The organism is Nonomuraea sp. NPDC050643, from assembly GCF_040654715.1.
In the GTDB taxonomy this organism is placed as follows: domain Bacteria; phylum Actinomycetota; class Actinomycetes; order Streptosporangiales; family Streptosporangiaceae; genus Nonomuraea.
The window spans coordinates 106881-123441 of record NZ_JBFAIM010000034.1; the positions used below are offsets into that span (position 1 = coordinate 106881).

General features: G+C 73.2%; 20 protein-coding genes. 11 read left to right on the top strand and 9 right to left on the bottom strand.

Going from position 1 to position 16561, the window contains the following annotated elements:
- Positions 1-102: 102 nt before the first annotated feature.
- The 5 genes from AB0I15_RS36820 to AB0I15_RS36840 all read left to right on the top strand — a co-directional run bounded on the left by AB0I15_RS36820 (position 103) and on the right by AB0I15_RS36840 (position 2664).
- Positions 103-225, top strand: a complete 123-nt coding sequence (locus AB0I15_RS36820; protein WP_358106121.1) for a hypothetical protein — start codon at positions 103-105, stop codon at positions 223-225.
- Between the two features lie 49 nt (positions 226-274).
- Positions 275-1096 carry an SDR family NAD(P)-dependent oxidoreductase gene (locus tag AB0I15_RS36825; protein ID WP_358106124.1) on the top strand — a complete coding sequence of 274 codons (822 nt, stop codon included), beginning with the start codon at positions 275-277 and terminating at the stop codon, positions 1094-1096.
- 99 nt (positions 1097-1195) lie between these two features.
- Complete coding sequence (locus AB0I15_RS36830; RefSeq protein ID WP_358106127.1) at positions 1196-1528, top strand: serine hydrolase domain-containing protein; 333 nt, start codon at positions 1196-1198, stop codon at positions 1526-1528.
- Entirely contained in the window at positions 1450-1710 is a 261-nt protein-coding gene (locus tag AB0I15_RS36835; protein WP_358106178.1) for a serine hydrolase, read from the top strand. The genes AB0I15_RS36830 and AB0I15_RS36835 overlap by 79 nt, the downstream gene beginning before the upstream one ends.
- Positions 1711-1716: 6 nt before the next feature.
- A complete protein-coding gene (locus AB0I15_RS36840; protein ID WP_358106130.1) occupies positions 1717-2664 on the top strand; it encodes an aminoglycoside phosphotransferase family protein in 948 nt (315 codons plus the stop codon).
- A gap of 25 nt (positions 2665-2689) precedes the next feature.
- On the opposite strand, the gene AB0I15_RS36845 is transcribed toward AB0I15_RS36840, so the two are convergent.
- Together AB0I15_RS36845 and AB0I15_RS36850 are read right to left on the bottom strand one after the other, a co-directional pair.
- Positions 2690-3058, bottom strand: a complete 369-nt coding sequence (locus AB0I15_RS36845) for a barstar family protein (RefSeq protein WP_358106134.1) — start codon at positions 3056-3058, stop codon at positions 2690-2692.
- A gap of 8 nt (positions 3059-3066) precedes the next feature.
- Positions 3067-3480, bottom strand: coding sequence for a ribonuclease domain-containing protein (locus AB0I15_RS36850; RefSeq protein ID WP_358106137.1), 414 nt, complete (start codon positions 3478-3480; stop codon positions 3067-3069).
- 281 nt (positions 3481-3761) lie between these two features.
- On the opposite strand from AB0I15_RS36850, the gene AB0I15_RS36855 reads away from it, so the two are divergent.
- Positions 3762-4337: a hypothetical protein gene (locus tag AB0I15_RS36855; protein WP_358106140.1), complete on the top strand. Its 576-nt coding sequence runs from the start codon at positions 3762-3764 to the stop codon at positions 4335-4337.
- Positions 4338-4346: 9 nt separating this feature from the next.
- Here the strand turns inward: AB0I15_RS36855 and AB0I15_RS36860 are convergent, their stop codons facing one another.
- The 3 genes from AB0I15_RS36860 to AB0I15_RS36870 form a co-directional block, all read right to left on the bottom strand.
- On the bottom strand, positions 4347-5978 hold the full coding sequence (locus AB0I15_RS36860) for a serine/threonine-protein kinase (protein ID WP_358106143.1): 1632 nt from the start codon (positions 5976-5978) through the stop codon (positions 4347-4349).
- Positions 5975-7765 (bottom strand): serine/threonine-protein kinase, encoded by a 1791-nt coding sequence (locus AB0I15_RS36865; protein ID WP_358106146.1) that lies wholly within the window; start codon positions 7763-7765, stop codon positions 5975-5977. Before AB0I15_RS36865 ends, AB0I15_RS36860 begins: the two co-directional genes overlap by 4 nt.
- Positions 7766-7832: 67 nt before the next feature.
- A complete protein-coding gene (locus AB0I15_RS36870; protein ID WP_358106149.1) occupies positions 7833-8474 on the bottom strand; it encodes a helix-turn-helix domain-containing protein in 642 nt (213 codons plus the stop codon).
- Between the two features lie 91 nt (positions 8475-8565).
- Between AB0I15_RS36870 and AB0I15_RS36875 the strand changes: the two genes are divergently transcribed.
- Positions 8566-10056: an FAD-dependent monooxygenase gene (locus AB0I15_RS36875; RefSeq protein ID WP_358106151.1), complete on the top strand. Its 1491-nt coding sequence runs from the start codon at positions 8566-8568 to the stop codon at positions 10054-10056.
- A 9-nt stretch (positions 10057-10065) separates the two neighbouring features.
- Here AB0I15_RS36875 and AB0I15_RS36880 read toward each other — a convergent pair whose 3' ends face one another.
- On the bottom strand, positions 10066-10734 hold the full coding sequence (locus AB0I15_RS36880) for a GAP family protein (RefSeq protein WP_358106154.1): 669 nt from the start codon (positions 10732-10734) through the stop codon (positions 10066-10068).
- Between the two features lie 83 nt (positions 10735-10817).
- Between AB0I15_RS36880 and AB0I15_RS36885 the strand changes: the two genes are divergently transcribed.
- Positions 10818-11483: a TetR family transcriptional regulator C-terminal domain-containing protein gene (locus tag AB0I15_RS36885; RefSeq protein WP_358106157.1), complete on the top strand. Its 666-nt coding sequence runs from the start codon at positions 10818-10820 to the stop codon at positions 11481-11483.
- A 3-nt stretch (positions 11484-11486) separates the two neighbouring features.
- Here AB0I15_RS36885 and AB0I15_RS36890 read toward each other — a convergent pair whose 3' ends face one another.
- Positions 11487-11663, bottom strand: coding sequence for a hypothetical protein (locus AB0I15_RS36890; protein ID WP_358106160.1), 177 nt, complete (start codon positions 11661-11663; stop codon positions 11487-11489).
- Positions 11664-11833: 170 nt separating this feature from the next.
- Here AB0I15_RS36890 and AB0I15_RS36895 point away from each other — a divergent pair, with 170 nt between their 5' ends.
- Both AB0I15_RS36895 and AB0I15_RS36900 read left to right on the top strand, forming a co-directional pair.
- Positions 11834-12406 carry a helix-turn-helix domain-containing protein gene (locus AB0I15_RS36895; RefSeq protein ID WP_358106163.1) on the top strand — a complete coding sequence of 191 codons (573 nt, stop codon included), beginning with the start codon at positions 11834-11836 and terminating at the stop codon, positions 12404-12406.
- Positions 12403-13662: an MFS transporter gene (locus AB0I15_RS36900; protein ID WP_358106166.1), complete on the top strand. Its 1260-nt coding sequence runs from the start codon at positions 12403-12405 to the stop codon at positions 13660-13662. Before AB0I15_RS36895 ends, AB0I15_RS36900 begins: the two co-directional genes overlap by 4 nt.
- Positions 13663-13700: 38 nt before the next feature.
- Here AB0I15_RS36900 and AB0I15_RS36905 read toward each other — a convergent pair whose 3' ends face one another.
- Together AB0I15_RS36905 and AB0I15_RS36910 are read right to left on the bottom strand one after the other, a co-directional pair.
- The gene (locus AB0I15_RS36905) at positions 13701-14150 is read right to left on the bottom strand and encodes a glyoxalase (protein WP_358106169.1); all 450 of its coding nucleotides are present in this window, start codon (positions 14148-14150) and stop codon (positions 13701-13703) included.
- Positions 14151-14212: 62 nt separating this feature from the next.
- Entirely contained in the window at positions 14213-14548 is a 336-nt protein-coding gene (locus tag AB0I15_RS36910; RefSeq protein ID WP_358106172.1) for a VOC family protein, read from the bottom strand.
- 167 nt (positions 14549-14715) lie between these two features.
- Between AB0I15_RS36910 and AB0I15_RS36915 the strand changes: the two genes are divergently transcribed.
- Positions 14716-16561, top strand: a 1846-nt coding sequence (locus AB0I15_RS36915) for a LuxR C-terminal-related transcriptional regulator (protein WP_358106175.1), incomplete at its 3' end; no start/stop codon positions are given.

Here is a 16561-nt window from a genome sequence, read left to right on the forward strand (position 1 = left end):
CGGCGGTGTCCCGCTCGTTCCAGCCGAGGTACTTGCGGATCAGGGATGGCGTGCCATCCGGCTCGTCCGCGCCCTGATCGAGCTCACCGTGCTCGCCGCCGGATGGCTGCTCGGGAGAAGCGTGGGGCCGGCACCGTGCTGTACGCCCTCGCCGTCGGCCCGATCACCCAGTTCTTCCTGCCCCGCTTCGCCGGCACCGACCAGGGTGCCGCAGATCCGAGATGACGATCGGACACGATCTAGAGTGGAGGCGACTACGGAAGGGGCCGGGCCGATGGCGGGCAGGATCATCGTCGTTACCGGGGCCAGCGACGGCATAGGCCGGGCCGCGGCGCGCGCCCTGAGCGGGCGCGGCGAGAAGGTCGTCGTGGTCGGGCGTTCGGCCGGCAAGACCGAGGCGCTGGCCCGCGAGCTGGAGGCCGACCACCACGTGGCCGACTTCGCACGCCTGGAGGAGGTGCGGGCGCTCGCCGCGACGCTGCTCGACCGCTATCCGGCCATCGACGTCCTGGCCAACAACGCCGGCGGCATCATGGGCTCGCGCACGATGACCGGCGACGGCCACGAGACGACCTTCCAGGTCAACCACCTCGCGCCGTTCCTGCTCACCACGCTGCTGTCCGAGCGGCTGGTGGCGAGCCGCGCCACCGTCATCATGACCTCCAGCATGCTCAATCTGCGGGCCCGCCTCGACCTCGACGACCTCGACCTCGTCCGGCACTACGCGGGGGTGCGCGCGTACGCCAACGCCAAGCTGGCCAACCTCCTGTTCACCCGTGAGCTGCAGCGCCGCCACGGTGACGAGGGCGTCAACGCGGTCTCCTTCCACCCCGGCGCCGTCGCCACGAACTTCTCCGGCGGCACCAACAGCATGGCCCGCCTGGTCTACCACACGCCGCTGAAACGGCTCATGCTCACGCCCGAGCAGGGCGCCGACACCCTGGTCTGGCTGGCCACCTCCGTGCCCGGCGCCGACTGGGTCCCCGGCGGCCACTACGAGAAGCGGCGCCCCGCGCCCGTCCACCGGCTGGCCGGCGACGCGGACGCCGCGCGGCGGCTGTGGGAGCGCAGCGAGGAGCTGCTCACCACCGGCTGAGGCGAGCGGATCGACCCGCACCGGGGTCAGCTCTACCGGCCGATCCGGGAGCACCTTCCGGAGTTCACGCTGGCCGACCCGGCCGCCGTCGCGGCCCTGGTGGCCAACCTGTCGGGCGCGTCCCAGGTCACCCCGCCGGGGACGATGTTCTCGTACAACAACGCCGGCTACGTGGTGCTCGGCCGGTTGGTCGAGGTGCTGGACGGCCAGAGCTGGAGTCGGTCGGTGCAGCGCCGGCTCATCGAGCCCCTCGGCCTCAGGACCGCGGTCACCCTGCCGGAGCAGGCGCTCATGCACCGAACCGCGGTCGGGCATCTCGAGGCGGGCGGGAGCATGCGGCCGGCGCCCGCCAGGTGTCGTCGCCGCTGTCGGGGTTCCCCGGCTCGTACGGGCTGGGCATGGAGCTGCACGACTGGGACGGCGGCACGGTGATCGGCCACCACGGCGCGACGATCGGGCAGCAGGCCTTCCTGCGCATGGCCCCGGACGCCGGCGTCGCGGTGGCGCTGCTGACCAACGGCGGTGCGGGACACGGGCCTGTTCACGGGCGGCGGCAGCGATCGTCCGGGCTTGACTGCGCCTGGCCGATCCGCGAGCATCGATGGCCGACCTGAGGAGTAATGATCGACTACCGGCAGAAGCACACCGCCGACTGGCTCCACCACTTCGCCCGCCGCGGCCACCGCGCCGCCCGGCCGCTGGCCGCCGGGGTCGAGGGGGCCGTCTACCGGCTGGACGACGGGATGGTGGCCAAAGTCTGGAGCGGCAGGGCGCCGGCGGATCTCGACCTCACCCGTCAGGTCTACGCCGACATCGCCCGCCACCGGCTGCCCTTCTCCACACCGGAGATCCTGGAAATCGAGGAGCGCGAGGGCGTCCTGGTCACCTACGAGCGCGAACTGGCCGGGTCGCCGCTCCGCCCGGACTCGGCGGTGCGCGAGGCCGGGCGCGACCTGCCCGCCAAGGAGACCGACGCGCTCCTCACGGTGCTCCGCGGCCTGGCCGCCGTCCCCGGCACCGAGGCCATGCGGCGCCTCACGGTCCAGGGCGACGACCGGCCGCTCTGGCGAGGGCACACCCGCTTCCCCGACGCCCTCGCCGCCGTCGTCGAGCGCGCCGCCCGCCGGCACGGCGACCTGCTCGCCGCCCACGTCCCGGACCTCGCCGCGCTGGTCGTACGGACCGCCGGGGCGCTGCGGGCACTGCCCGGCACGCCCGTCACCGTCATCCACGGGGATCTCGTTCCGCCCAACGTCCACGTGGACGACGCCGGCCGGCCCGTCGCCATCCTCGACTTCGGCTTCTTCACCACCGCCGGCGACCCCGCCTTCGAGGCCGCCATCACGGCCGCCGTCTGGGACATGTACGGGCCGCACGCCGAGGAGCACGTCGCGGCCCTCACCCGCCTCTTCGCCGCCGAGCTGGGCCACGCGCCGCGGACGCTGGCGCTGTACCAGCAGGCCTATGCGCTGACCACCTACGACCTGTTCAGCTCGGACGGCTCCGACGGCCACTTCCGCTGGTGCGCGGCGCTGCTCAACCGCAGCCCGCGGGAAGGCAGACCCTGAACGATCTGCCCCGGGCCCGGCCGGCTCAGGCCAGCGCGGCGGCGACCCGCCGCCGGAGCGGCACCTCGTGCCCGGGGTCGGTGTGCAGGGTCACGGTCAGCCCGCTGTGGGCGACGTCGGCGAAGACGGCCAGCAAGGTGACCAGGTGCCCGGGAGGCTCGGCGCTGAGCAGTTCGTCGGCGTTCGTGATGATCAGGGCGACGGCGCCGGTATCACGCAGGCAGTCGGCGAGGGCGTCCCAGTTGTGGCCGAAGTAGTCGGGGAAGCGCAGAGCCCGCGAAACCTCGTCGAAGAAGGCTGCGCGGGTCCGGCAGGCTCCGCCGTCGACCATCGCCGGCGCCGGGGCCGCCGACACCGTCAGCCAGGGCGGCAGTGCGTCCGCGGCGGAGGTCATAGGAGTTCCTAGAGCCGGTGGAAGTCGGTGTAGTGGTTGGGCGAGAACCAGGTCACGCCCGTGCTGCGGTTGACGACGATCCGGTACGCGTCCCGCGCGGCACCCTGTGCCCGTGAGTACACGTCGTACTCATGGTAGGTGGCGCCGCTGGGGAGCTGGCCCTCGCGGTTGTAGAAACGCCCGCCGGCGAAGTTGTACCTGCCGTCCGGCCAGGAGTACCAGGTCCTGGTGGTGGGGTAGCCCTTGGACGCCCAGATCGACCTGGCGGAACGCGCGTCGGCGCACCGCGAGATGGTGCAGGAGTTGTAGACGGCGGCGTCGGCGGGGGAGATGCCGGCCAGGCCGATGAAGGACGTGAGGGCGGTGACGATGACGGCGAGCCTGAGCGGCCAGGAAGGTCCGGGACGTCGCTGGGTGTGCACGAGGCCTCCTAATGGGGCAAGGCGGACACCGTAATGGTCACCGTTCATCCGGGCCGGATAAAGACAGAGATCGTCAAAAGTGTGGTGAACACTTCATGGAGACATCGTCTCCTCCGGCGGCGGGAGGGTGTTCAGGGAGCCGTGCTCCCCTGCCGGCGGTGGCCACCGGATCTTCTGCGGGGCCCGCCTGCCCGACGAGAGCCACGAGCTGCGCACCGAGCCCCACGAAACCTGCGGACACCTTCTAGCGGGACGACCGGCGATCTTGGATAATCGGGGCCATGCCCAGGATCAGCGGCGTCTTATCGGGGGTGACGCTCCTCGGCGGCCTGCTCGCGGGGTGCGCCGGCGGCGACCCGGCGGCGACCACGCCACCCGCGAAACCGTCCACACAGAGCACCACGGCCCCACCGAGCACCACGGCCCCACCGCCGGCGTCGACCGCCCCGGCCCGCGCCTTCACCCTGCCCAAGGACTGTGACGATCCCCGGCTGATCGCGGCCGTGGGCCCACTGATCAAGGGCAAGAAGTTCGATCAGCGCTTCGACTCCGCCGACAAGGTGACCTGCTCGTGGGGGAAGAAGATCCCCAGAACCGGCGTGACGATCGCCCTTCCGTCGGCGGCGCCCACGTACAAGGACTTCCCCGCGGCCGAGGTGCCCGAGCTGACCGCCCTCGGGGTCAAGGCGCAGGCCGGTGGCACCGAGATCGCCGTCGGCGACCGGTCCCTGTACAACCAGGCGTTCGTGGTCATCGCCCCGCAGTTCCGGCTCACCGTCGACCAGATGAGCGAAGAGCGGCGCGACGACGCCCTGCGCGAGGCCGCCGTCGCCCTCACCACCTGGCTGACGTCCTAGCGCCCCGGCTCAGGACACCCCGAGCTCCCGGCTGCTCCCGATCCGGAAGGAGCCGCCGTCGGGAACCATGGTGAGCATGCGCACGGTCCCGTCCGGGCCGAGGCGGAGCACCAGCGCGCTCCCGGAGGCGAGCGTGTCGAAGGCGACGGCGCGCGCACCGCCGCCCGCCGCCGCCGAGAGCAGCGCCGCCGTCCGGCCGGAGGGCCACTCGCCCGTGGTCGTCTCGGCCGAGTCCGGCTGCGGGCTTGCCGGCCAGACGTGATCCAGCTTCCACACGGTCCCGACCCTGCGCATCTCCATCACCACACCGCCACGGCGGTAGTCGTGGGCGGCATCGCCGGTGACGACCGTCTGCCCCCAGACCAGCACGACGACCCGGTCCGTCCGGGCGGCGACGATTCCGCTCTCGGCCGCCGTCGCCTCCTGCACGATCTTCTCGTCGCGGATCCGCCGCGCCTGGTCCCGGAGCCGGCCGGTGTACTCCACGTTCGCACGTCCCGTGGTCGCGCCGTCCATCGCCCGAAGGTCCTGGTCGAGCGTCTTGTGGCCGAAGCTGTTGACGATCCCGTACGCGCCGCGCGCCGCCTCCTCGGCCTCCCCGGCGTACAGCGGCGGCGGCAGGATGCTCCCCGTCCGCGTGTCCGCCGGCGAAACCTCCTCGCCGGGCGAGCCCCGCCACGTCGCCGCACCGATCCCGCCGGCGACGACGGCGACGGCCACCGCCGCGAGGATCCAGGCCCGCTTCCGGCTCCGTGGCCGCGCCGGCGCCCCGGCGGAGGCCGGCGGGGTGCGATCGACCAGGTGGTAGAGGAGGTCCTGGGCGGACGGACGGCTCGCCGGGTCCTTGGCCAGGCAGGCCCGCAGGATCGCGCGCAGGAAGCCGTCCGGCTCGGTGTCGGTGCCCAGGTCGGCTTCCTGGTGGAGCACGCGGTAGACGACGGCCTGCACGGTGTCGTCGCCGAACGGATGGCGGCCGGTCGCGGCGTAGGCGATGGTCGCGGCCCAGGAGAAGACGTCGGCGGCGGTGTGCGGCGGCTGCCCGGCGAGCTGTTCGGGCGCCATGAAGGCGGGAGTGCCGGTGACGGCGGAGCCCGGCGTGGGGACGTTGAGGGCGTGCGCGAGGCCGAAGTCGACGACGCGGGGGCCGTCCGGGCCGATGATCACGTTGCGCGGGGTCAGGTCGAGGTGGGCGACGCCCGCGCGATGGATCGCGGTCAGGGCGGTGGCGGTGGCGACGGCGAGCCGTTCCAGCGCCTCGCCGCGAAGGGGACCCGCGCTCCGGACGAGCTCGTCCAGGGACGGTCCGGGCACGTACTCGGTGACGATGTGCGGCGGATCGGCCGTCAGGTCGGCGTCGAGCACCTGGACCGTGCAGAACCCGGAGACCCTGCGGAGCAGGTCGAGCTCGGCCGCCATGCGGCGCCGGGCGGCCGCGTCGGAGATCCGGGGGAGCGCTTTCACCGCGACCTGCCGCCCGTCGTCCCCCGCCTCGCCTTCCCCGGCGTCTCTCCCGGTGTCTCCCCCGTCGTCTCTCACGGCGAGGAAGACGACGCCCTGACCGCCCGCGGCCAGCCGCCGCAGCACCCGGTAGCGCCCGATCCTCTGCGGATCTCCCGGACGAGGCACGTAGGCCGTGCTCATTTCGTACGCCGCTCGAACAGGGACCAGTTGTCCTTCGGCGACGTGATGTCCTCCACCTTCCAGCGCCCGGCGACCCGCCGCAGGTGCAGCCGGTAGGTCACGACCTTGTGGGCGGGGGCCTTGGCCGAGTCCCCGAGGTGGATGAGCGTCGCGGAATCGGGCCCGTCGAACCGTTCGAAGGCCGTGCCGATCTCCCGGTACTGCCAGGTCCACCAGTCGGGCACCTGATCGTCGGGGATCGCGGCCAGCTCCCGCCACCACGTCTCCGCCCGCCCGGTCGTGCAGCGGTCGAAGAAGTCGGGACGTTCTTCCAGGCGGGGCCCGTTGATGAAGGACTCGGTCTGGCAGCGGGCGGCCTCGGCGACCATGCTCCGGACCTCCGCGGTCGGCCAGGCCGCGCCGGGCGGAGGCGCGGTGCCGGCCGGTGTGGTCCGCGCGTAGTCCATCGTCCAGCCGCCGCCCGCGGGAACCATCTCGGCGAACAGCAGGGGGTCACTCGACTTCGCCGGAGTGCCGTTCTGGGTGATGGCGCTGAGCCCGGTGACGATGGTCGACACCCGCTCCGGCGACGCCCAGACGATGCCCACGGCGATCGCCCGCGCGGTCTGCTTCGCCTTCGCGGCCACCACCGCGCTCTTCGAATTGCCGATCAGATGCCGGTAGTCCTGCGCCGCCACCCCGGAGAGCAGCGCCAGCGTACGCCGCGCGCCGCCGTCGTAGTCGGTGTGGTCGAGGCTGTACCACGCCTCGAAGGCCGTGCGTGCCGCCCCCGCCGCCGCCAGCGAATATGCCGGCGGCTCGTTGGTCGGCGCGGGCTCCGCGGCCTTCGTCACCCTTCTGTCCCCCGCCCACCAGATCGCACCTGCCGTCAGGGTGATCGCCGTGGCGATCGCGACCGCCGCCGAGATCGCCCGCCGTGCCCTCGGTGACGTCGCCCGTGCTCGCGCGGGTAATCGCCCGGTCCGGCGTGGCCCGGTCGGGGGGACGGCGCCGAGATCCATGATGGACAGCGGAAGTTCGGAGGCGGCCGGCCGGTCGGCGGGCTCCTTGGCGAGGCAGCGCTCCACCAGGGAGCGGAGATGACCCGGAAGGACGCCGAGGTCAGGCTGCTCGTGGAGGACGCGGTACAGGACCGCAGGAAGCGTGCCGGCCTCGTACGGGGAGTGGCCGGTGGCGGCGTACACCATGGTGGCGCCCCAGGCGAAGACGTCGGCGGCGGGGCCGAACTCCTCGCCCCTGATCTGCTCGGGAGCCATGTAGCGGGGAGTGCCCACGAGCCCGCTGGCGAGGGCGGCGCCGTCCTGGAGGACACGGGCGATGCCGAAGTCGATGACGCGTGGACCGTCGTGCCCCAGCAGGACGTTCTGCGGTTTGAAGTCGCGATGGACGATGCCCGCCCGGTGGATGGCGATGAGAGCCGTGGCCGTCGCCACCGCGAGCCGGTCGAGCTCGGCTCCCACCAGAGGCCCGTTCCTGGCGACATGGGCATGGAGGGAGGGGCCGGCGACGTACTCGCTGACGATGTACGGCGGGTCGGCCGTCACATCGGCGTCGAGGACCTGCGCGGTGCAGAAGCTGGAGACGCGCCGGAGGACGGCGAACTCACGCTCGAACAGGCGGCGGGCGTCGGAGCCGACCTCGGCGTCGATGACCTTCAACGCCACCTGGGCGCCGTCCGGCGCGTCGGCCAGGTAGACGATGCCCTGGCCGCCGGCCCCCAGCCGTCCCGTCAGCACGTAACGCCCGACCTGCCGGGGGTCGCCTGGAAGCAGCGGGTCGGTACTCATCACCGCCCAGGGTAATGATCGTTCCGCCCACCGGCCAGTGCGGAGACGAGATCGCGGCGTCGTGTGGTCACCGTCGCGGAGGCGGCTCCCGCAATCCGTTCTCCAGCAGCGCGAACGCGTGCTCCGCGGCGGCCACCGCACCCGCGTAGCGCGCGTCGGCCGGCTCCCCGTACGCCAGGCGTTCGGCGTTGTCCTGGGCCAGCGCCCACTGGACGGCGACGATCTGGACGGCGGCCAGCCGCGCCGTGAGCTCCGGAGTGCCGGCCGTCTCCCGCAGGGCCTGGGCGAGCGCGCGTTCGGCGCCGGTCTTGAACCGGTCCATCCGGGCCACCAGCGAGGGCGTGTCGAGGATCATCCGGTGGAGCCTGCGCACCGGGGGCGCGTCGTTGAGCCCGGTGATCGGGTCCCGCTCGCGCAGCCCCTTGAGGAAGTGCTCGCGCAGCGCGGTCAGCGGGGCGGTGCCGGGCGGGCGGGCCCGCACGACGCGGGCGGTCTCGGTCTCGTGGTCGGCGAGGCGGTGCACCACGAGGTCTTCCTTGGCCGGGAAGTACGCGAAGAGCGTGCGTTTGGACACCTCGGCCGCCTCGGCCACCTGAGCCACCGAGACCTGGTTGAAGCCGTGCTCGAGGAACAACCGGATCGCCGCGTCGGAGATCGCCGCGTGGGTCCGCTGCTTCTTCCGCTCCCGCAGCCCCGGCCTGCCGTCCACGACGTTCACCGTAGCAGATGGCTTCACTGGGGTTATTTCTGCATCTGGTATACATTTGCACCCGGGCGAGAGATGGAATGGCGGGAGAACGTTGGCCGAGATCGAGACAGGGGTCGTCGTCGCGGGTGCCGGGCCGACCGGGCTGATGCTGGCGTACGAACTGGCTCTGGCCGGGGTCGAGACCCTGGTGCTGGAGAGGCTGCCCCAGCGCGCCGAGCAGGTGAAGGGCGGCGGGATCCAGCCCCGTACCGCCGAGTTGCTGGACTCGCGCGGGCTGCTGGAGCCGTTGCTGGGCCGGGCCACGCCGCATGAGCCGGTCGGCGGGCACTTCGCGGCCCTGCCGGTGCCCTTGGACTGCGCGCCCTGGCGGACCAGGCACCCCTTCCCGATCGCGATCCCGCAGTGGGCGATCGAGGACGTGCTCGAAGAGCGGGCGACCGCCGCCGGCGCGCGGGTCCTGCGCGGCGCCGCCGTCTCAGGGGTCGAGCCGGACGACGATGGCGTGGTCGTGACGGCGGACGGTCTGCGGGCGCGGGCACGCTACCTCGTGGCGTGCGACGGCGGCCACAGCACGGTGCGGAAACTGCTCGGGCTGCCGTTCCCCGGCAGGCCCGGCACCCATCAGGCGGTGCTGGCCGACATCCACCTGTCCGCCGTGTCGTCGCTGGTGCCGCGGGAGACAGGCCACATGAGCACCCTGACCCGGCAAGCGGGCGGCTTCTGGGCCATGCTGGTCCCGCTCGGCGGCGACCGCTACCGGTTCACCTTCGGGCGCGCCGGCCAGGCGGAGGCGGCCGGCGACCTCCCCGTCACCCCCGAGGAGATCACCACCGCGCTCCAGGCCCTGTACGGCCCCGAGACCACCCTCGGCGCCGTGGACAACGCCTCGCGGTTCACCGACGCCACGCGGCAACTGGAGCACTACCGCGCGGGCCGCGTCCTGTTCGCGGGCGACGCCGCGCACGTCCACCCGCCGCTGGGCGGCCAGGGGCTCAACCTCGGCATGCAGGACGCGTTCAACCTCGGCTGGAAGCTGGCCGCGGCCGTCCAGGATCGGGCGCCGGGCGGCCTCCTGGACAGCTACCACACCGAACGGCACCCGGTCGGAGCCCAGGTCCTGCGGCACACGTCGGCGCAGCGCCTCCTGGCGGCCCCGAACCCGGACGAGGACGTCGCCGCCCTGCGTGACCTCTTCGTCGACCTGCTGCGCCTGCCCGACACCAACCGCCACCTCGCGGGGCTGATGTCCGGCCTCTCGCTGCGCTACGGACCGTCAGAGGGCCATCCGCTCACCGGAGCGCGCCTACCGGACGCCGACCTGGTCACCGAGGCCGGCCCCACCCGGCTGTCGGCGCTGTTCGGCGCGGGGCACGCCGTCCTGCTGGATCTGGCCGCCGCCGTCCCGGCCGATCCTCGGCTCCCGCCGCGGGTCGACCTCGTCCGCGCCACGTGCGCCGACGATCTGGGCGCCGCCGCCGTGCTGATCCGCCCCGACGGCTATGTCCGCTGGGCCGCGGACGGCCCCGTCCGCGGCGACACGTTGCTCGCCGCGATCGCCGGCGGCATCACGAGAGCGCGCTGACGCGGACGGTCACGGGCTCAGCATGATGGTGATCTGGTCCGGCGCCGCGTCCAGGAGGATCAGGACTCCGGCGATCCCGACGATCCAGCGCAGTGACGACCGGGATCCGGAGGAGAGCCTGGACCGCCACCGTTCGAACCGGTCACGCGTCCGTTCGCCCAGGGCGGCCCACGCGGTGAGCAGCAGGATCCCCGGGATCACCATGATGGTCACGTAGCCGCCGAGGAGCGGCGACCACTGGCCGGCGGACAGGCCGGCCGCGGTCATGACGCCGATCGCGGCGAAGTACGGCACGGCGGTGGCGAACTCGAACAGCCAGGTCCCCAGCCCCAGCAGCAGCATCGAGCGCATGGTGAAAGACCGGTCGTGGACGGATGCGCGCTCGGGCTTCCCGTCGGGGATGAAGAAGCTCCCCACGATCAGCGTCGCGCCGAGCGCGGCCTGCCCCCAGGCCCACACGGCGTCGTCGACGATCGGCACGACGGCGCCCAGGCCGAGCATGAGCAGGGCGCCCAAGGCGAAGTACGCGATCGCGACCGATCCGAGGTACACGCCGAGCAGCGCGCCCACCCGGCGCGGCCTGGCCAGCAGCAGATAGAGGGTCACCCCGATCACGGTGGGACTCAGTGTGTCGAGCAGGGCCAGCCCGAGCACCGCCCCGATCGTCTGGATCGACAAACCTGCCTCCTTCCCGGAGCCGGGCGGGCCGTGCTAACACGCCCGTGTCAGTTAAAATAGCACAGGGGTGTTAGCATGTGAACGTGCCACGACTTGTCGATCATGACCAGCGCCGGGCCGAGCTGGGCGAGGCCGCCATCCGGGTGATCCTGCGCGAGGGCCTGGCCGGCGTGACCGTCCGCGGCGTCGCCGCCGAGGCCGGCTGGTCCACCGGGTCCCTGCGGCACTACTTCGGCAATCAGTACGAACTGCAGGCCTACGTCGTCCAGGCCACCACCGACACCCTGCGCCGGCGGGTCCTCCCGCGCGTCCAGCGGCCCCGCACCGCGGATTCGGCGGTCGAAGGGGTCGCCACGATCGTGGAGGAGATGCTGCCGCTCGACGCCGGGCGGCGCGAGGAATACGCGCTGTGGGCGGCGGTCGTGGAATGGGAGCGTCAACACCCTCCGGAAGGGGGGTCCGCGTCGTGGAACGACCAGCGGGCGCTGCACCGCCAGTGCGTCGCCGCCCTGCGCGGCCACGAGACGGCCCGCGAGCCGGGCCAGGCGGCGCTGCCGCACCCCGACGCCGAGGTCGAGCTCTGGGCGGCGCTCCTGCACACGTTCGTCGACGGCCTGGCCTCCCAGCTCATGAACACGCCCGGCCAGGTGTCCGCCGCCGACGCCGCACAACTGCTGCGCTCACTGCTGCGCGCCGTACCTCCCGCAGGGTCGAGCCCTTCGGCAGGGTCGAGCCCCGTGGGCCCGTGACGGTCAGTCGAAGTCGAAGATCGAGTGCTTGTCGTAGAAGTGGAGGATGTAGCGGCAGCGGGCGCAGATCATCAGCGTCATGCGGTGGGAGGTGATGCCCCATCGGCTGTCCAGCCGGCCCTGCTCCTGCTGGAAGTCGGTGCATGCGCAGAGCGGACAGGTGAGCTGCGGTGTCGTCATGCCGGCGGAACGAACGGCCGGGCCACTGGGGTTCCGGGGGCCGTTCGAGTTGCACCGCGACCGCACCAGGACGGCACCCGGCCCTCGCGGCGGTCCCGGCCGCGGGCGACCCGCCACAGATGCACAACAACTATTGTACAAAGGCTCTTGTGCGTTCTAGGATGCCGATCATGCCCGAAATAGAGCGCGTGATCACTGACTCGCGGGTGCTGGCGGCCATGGCCCACCCCGTCCGCCGCCGCCTGCTCGACCTGCTCAAGGTCGAGGGGCCCGCCACCGCGAGCGTCCTGTCGGAGCACACCGGGGAGGCCGTCGGCAACATCAGCCACCACCTGCGCGCGCTCGCCACGGCCGGCCTCATCGAAGAGGCCCCCGAGCTGGCCCGCGACCGCCGCGAACGCTGGTGGCGCCGCACCACCCACACCCTGTGCTGGTCCTCGGCCGACTTCGCCGGCGACGCGGCCGGGGAGGCCATCGCCCAGGCGGCCGAGTCGCTCAACCTCGAACGCCAGAGCGGTCACATACGCCGCTGGGCCGACCAGCCGCAGGACGTGCAGGCCCAATGGCCGCTCGGGCCGTTCTCGGCCGAAGGCTGGCTGCGGGTCACCGACGAGGAGCTGTCCCAGTTCGCGGCGGAGATGACCCGCCTCATCGACCGGTGGGCCGAGCGGGAGCTCCCCGACGACGGCCAGGAACGCGCCACCGTGTTCACCTTCGCCCGTGGGGTGCCGGCCCGCCCATGACGACCACCACCGGCACTTCCCGTCCGGGGCTCCTGCGGCATCGCGACTTCCGGCTGCTGTGGATCGGGCAGAGCGCCAGCAGCCTGGGCAGCGCCGTCACCGGTGTCGCGCTGCCCCTGGTCGCGGTGACCCTGCTGGACGCCCCGGCCTTCCAGGTGAGCCTGCTGACGGCGGCCGCGTGGCTGCCCTGGCTGCTCATCGGCCTGCCCGCCGGCGCCTGGGTGGACCGGCTCCCGCGCCGCCGGGTGATGCTCGCCGCCGACTGGGCCTCCGCGGCCGCCTTCCTCAGCATCCCGCTGGCGGCGCTCGCGGGCGTGCTGACGGTCGCCCACCTGATCGCGGTCGCGCTGACCGCGGGCGTCGCCAAGGTGTTCTTCGCCACCGCCTACCGGGCCTACCTGCCGTCCCTGGTCGACGGCCCTGACCTGCTGGCGGCCAACGCCAGGCTGCAGGGCAGCGAGCAGGTGGCCAACCTGGCGGGCCCCGGCCTCGCCGGCCTGATCGCCCAGCTCTTCTCGGCGCTCGGCGGGCTGCTCGTGGACGCCGCCACCTTCGTCCTGTCGGCGCTCTGCCTGACCCGGGTCGAGCACCGCGAAACTCCGGTCGAGCGCCCGCGCCGGCGGCTGCTCACCGAGATCCGCGAGGGCGTGCGGCTCGTCGCCGGCGACCGGCTGCTGCGCGGCAACACCCTGTACGGCTCCGCCGCCAACCTGGCGCTGACCGGCTACCAGTCGCTGCTGGTGGTGTTCCTGGTGAACGACGCCGGGTTCGGCGCGGGCCAGACCGGCCTGCTCATGGCGGCCACCAGCCTCGGCGGCATCGCCGGCGCGGCCGTCGCCCGGCCGCTGGCCGCCCGGCTGGGCAGCGCCAGGGCCGTGCTCGTGGCCAAGGCCGGGCTCGCCCCGCTCGGGCTGCTGATCCCGCTGGCCGGCGGCGGTGCGGGGACGGCGCTGTTCGTCCTGGGCAGCGTGGCGATCATCGGGGGAGTCGTGGCCGGGAACGTGGTCTTCTCCGGCTTCCTGCAGAACTACGTGCCCGGTGAGCTGATAGGCCGGGTGACGACCAGCATCCAGGTGGTCAACTACGGCGCGATCCCGCTGGGCGCCCTCCTGGCGGGGACGCTGGCGGAGCTGTTCGGTGTACGGGCGGCGCTGTGGGTCATGCTGACCGTCTTCGCGCTGAGCGGATCGATCCTGCTGGCCGCGCTCGGCCGGCTGCGCGACCTGCCCGACGGCCGGCTGGGAAGCCGCCCCTGACCATGCTCCTCGGTCGCCGGAGGCCGGTCCCGCCTGCTTCAGACGGACGCGGCCTCCCACACGAATCCGTCCGGGTCGGTGAAGGGGCCGGCGTCGCCGCCGATCACGATCCGGTGCGATCCGGTGCCCTCCTGGGGGAGGCCGGTGTCCTTGGCGAGGGCGCGGCGCGGGTAAAGGGCCAGCGTGACGGCCGACGACGGGGCGTCGAACTCGACGTACTTGCCGCCGAAGCTCTTGGCCACGGCCAGGCCGCGGTCGACGTAGAAGCGCTTGCCGGCCTTGACGTCCACCACTCCCAGGAGGAGCGCGACCTGGTCGACGTGCCGGGCAGCGGGGGCGGTGTCCTTCTTCTTCGAGGTCGCGATCTTGCAGATCGTCCCGTCCGAGGCGCGTACGGTCACGTAGGGGTCCAGGCCGAAGGCCTGGTAGAAGGCCGCCGCGGCGGCGGGGTCGGGAACTTCCAGGGTGACGGAGGCGAGAGAGGTCATGGCACGTCCTTCGGGTGAGGTGGGTTCGTCATCGTGGTGGTGACCGCCGGGCGGGCGGGCGTTCACCGGTCTTGCAGGAGCCCGAGCACGTTGCCGTCGGGGTCGGTGACGGTGGCCACCAGGCGGCCGCCGCCGACGTCGTGCGCGGCCTCCTGCACGGTGGCCCCCGCGGCGGTCAGCTCGGCCAGCTTCGCCTCGATGTCCGGTACGTGCCAGTAGGCCACCGGCGACGTCATGCCCTGCGGTCCACCGCCCGGCACCAGCCCGATGTGCTGGCCCTCGATGTCGAAGCCGACGTAGTAGGACGAGTCGCTCTGCGGCTCGGCACCGAGCAGGGCCGCGTACACCGCCTTGGCCTTCGCCAGGTCGGACACGGGGTGCAGCACGGTCTTGATCATGGTGTCTCCTGTGGTCGTGGGCCGGATCGGCCCGCTGTGTTCGTGTTCACAGCTTCGCTCCCGGGCGGGCGGGTCCACATCCGTGGTGACCACGGAATCGTCCACGGATCGACGGCACGGATCGGCGGGCGAAGGGCATGCGGCAAACTGGGTCAGTGGTGACAGAAGTGGATATCTCGCCTCGGGAAGCCGAGGTGCTGGACCTGGTCGGAGCCCATCTCAGCAACGCCGAGATCGCGGCACGGCTGTGCATCTCGGTGCGTACCGTGGAGAGTCACGTCTCCTCGCTGCTGCGCAAGCTGGAGGTGCCGGACCGGCGGGCGCTCGCCCGGCGCGCTCCCGAGCCGGCCGGAACCGGCCCGTCACGCCCGGCACCGGTGCTGCCGGCCCCGCTGACCTCGTTCGTCGGACGGGTGCGCGAGCGGGCCGAGCTGACCGCGCTGATCAAGGCGCATCGCCAGGTCACCGCGGTCGGTCCCGGCGGGGTGGGCAAGACCCGGCTCGCGTTGGCGGTGGCCGCGGACGCGGCCGGCGACTTCGCCGACGGGGCGTGGTTCGCCGACCTGGTCCCGGTCACCGATCCGGGCATGATCGCGACCGCGGTGGCCGGAGCGCTCGGCCTCGGCGAGCAGCCGGGCCGCGACATGACCGAGTCCGTGGTCGCCGCGCTGGCCGACCGGCACGCCCTGCTGGTCCTGGACAACTGCGAGCAGGTGGTCGACGGGGTGGCGCTGTTCCTCGAGCGGCTGCTGGCGGCGGGCCCTCGGGTGACGGTGCTGGCGACCAGCCGGGCGCGGCTGATGGTGCCGTTCGAACGGGTGTATCCGGTCCCGCCCCTGTCGCTGGCCGCCGACGGCAGGTCGGACGCGGTCGCATTGTTCATGGAGCGGGCGGCCGCGGTCGGCTGGCCGCTGGATCCTCCGCTGCGCGACCAGGTCGCCTCGATCTGCGAGCGGCTGGACGGCATGGCGCTGGCGATCGAGCTGGCCGCCGCCCGCTATCCCACGCTCGGGCTGGACGGCATCAGCGCCGCCCTGTCCCACCCGCTCCGGATGCTCACCGGCGGCTCCCGTGCCGATGAGCGGCACCGTTCGGTGCGGGCGGCGCTGGACTGGAGCCATGCCCTGCTGGAGCCGGCCGACCGGGCGCTGCTGCGCCGGGTGTCGGTGTTCGTGGCGCCGTTCACCGCCGCCGCCGCCGCGGAGGTGACCGGCGCCGAGGACGGCCTGGTCGCCGACGGGCTGGCCCGGCTCGCCGAGCAGAGCCTGCTGGTGGTGGCGGCGTCCCCCGGCGGCACGGAGTACCGGGCGCTGGAGACCATCCGCCAGTACGCGACCGAGCGGCTCGCCGAGGCCGGCGAACTGGTCGACGCCCGGTCCCGGCACCTTCGCTGGTGCCTGGCCAAGGCCGGCGGCCTGGCGGTCGCAGGCCAGGACTGGCGGGCCCGGTTCGACCTGGTGGCGGACGACCTCCGCGCGGCCCTGGCGTGGGCGGCCGACCGGCCGGAGCAGCGTACGGACGCCTACGACCTGGCCCGGCACCTGGCGGAGCTGACCTTCACCCGCAACCTGACCGGCGAGTCCCAGCGGCGCTACGAGCAGGCGGCCGGACTCGCGCCCGGCCCCGCCGCCACCGCGTCGATGCTCCGGCAGGCCGCGGCCGTGGCCTGCTGCCGGACGGCCGGCGACGACATGTACCGCCTGCGCCGCGCGGCCGCGGACGCCGCCCGCGATGCCGGCGACAGCGCCGGCGCCGCCGCCGACCTGGCGACCGCCGCCACCAACGCGTTCCGGTTCTCGGCCACGTTCCTGCGGGTCCCGCCCGCGGAGGAGGCGGAGGAACTGATCGTCGAGGCGCGGAAGCTGGCCGGCGATGATCCGGCCGCGCGGGCCGCGGTGGCGCTGGCCGAGGCCGCGGTGCTCGCGTTGACCGACACGCACGCCGAGCCCATCCGGCCGGTGCTGCGGCGTCTGGAGGAGATCCCGACGCTGCGCGACACGGCCGTCAAGGGCA

What these genes read in the sequence shown, in the direction of transcription:
- AB0I15_RS36855 (WP_358106140.1), top strand. Translation starts at nt 3,762, where the DNA reads ATGCCCAGGATCAGCGGCGTCTTATCGGGGGTGACGCTCCTCGGCGGC.
- AB0I15_RS36820 (WP_358106121.1), top strand. Translation starts at nt 103, where the DNA reads ATGGCTGCTCGGGAGAAGCGTGGGGCCGGCACCGTGCTGTACGCCCTC.
- AB0I15_RS36825 (WP_358106124.1), top strand. Translation starts at nt 275, where the DNA reads ATGGCGGGCAGGATCATCGTCGTTACCGGGGCCAGCGACGGCATAGGC.
- AB0I15_RS36860 (WP_358106143.1), bottom strand. Translation starts at nt 5,978, where the DNA reads ATGAGCACGGCCTACGTGCCTCGTCCGGGAGATCCGCAGAGGATCGGG.
- AB0I15_RS36895 (WP_358106163.1), top strand. Translation starts at nt 11,834, where the DNA reads ATGCCCGAAATAGAGCGCGTGATCACTGACTCGCGGGTGCTGGCGGCC.
- AB0I15_RS36890 (WP_358106160.1), bottom strand. Translation starts at nt 11,663, where the DNA reads ATGACGACACCGCAGCTCACCTGTCCGCTCTGCGCATGCACCGACTTC.
- AB0I15_RS36840 (WP_358106130.1), top strand. Translation starts at nt 1,717, where the DNA reads ATGATCGACTACCGGCAGAAGCACACCGCCGACTGGCTCCACCACTTC.
- AB0I15_RS36900 (WP_358106166.1), top strand. Translation starts at nt 12,403, where the DNA reads ATGACGACCACCACCGGCACTTCCCGTCCGGGGCTCCTGCGGCATCGC.
- AB0I15_RS36910 (WP_358106172.1), bottom strand. Translation starts at nt 14,548, where the DNA reads ATGATCAAGACCGTGCTGCACCCCGTGTCCGACCTGGCGAAGGCCAAG.
- AB0I15_RS36905 (WP_358106169.1), bottom strand. Translation starts at nt 14,150, where the DNA reads ATGACCTCTCTCGCCTCCGTCACCCTGGAAGTTCCCGACCCCGCCGCC.
- AB0I15_RS36845 (WP_358106134.1), bottom strand. Translation starts at nt 3,058, where the DNA reads ATGACCTCCGCCGCGGACGCACTGCCGCCCTGGCTGACGGTGTCGGCG.
- AB0I15_RS36865 (WP_358106146.1), bottom strand. Translation starts at nt 7,765, where the DNA reads ATGAGTACCGACCCGCTGCTTCCAGGCGACCCCCGGCAGGTCGGGCGT.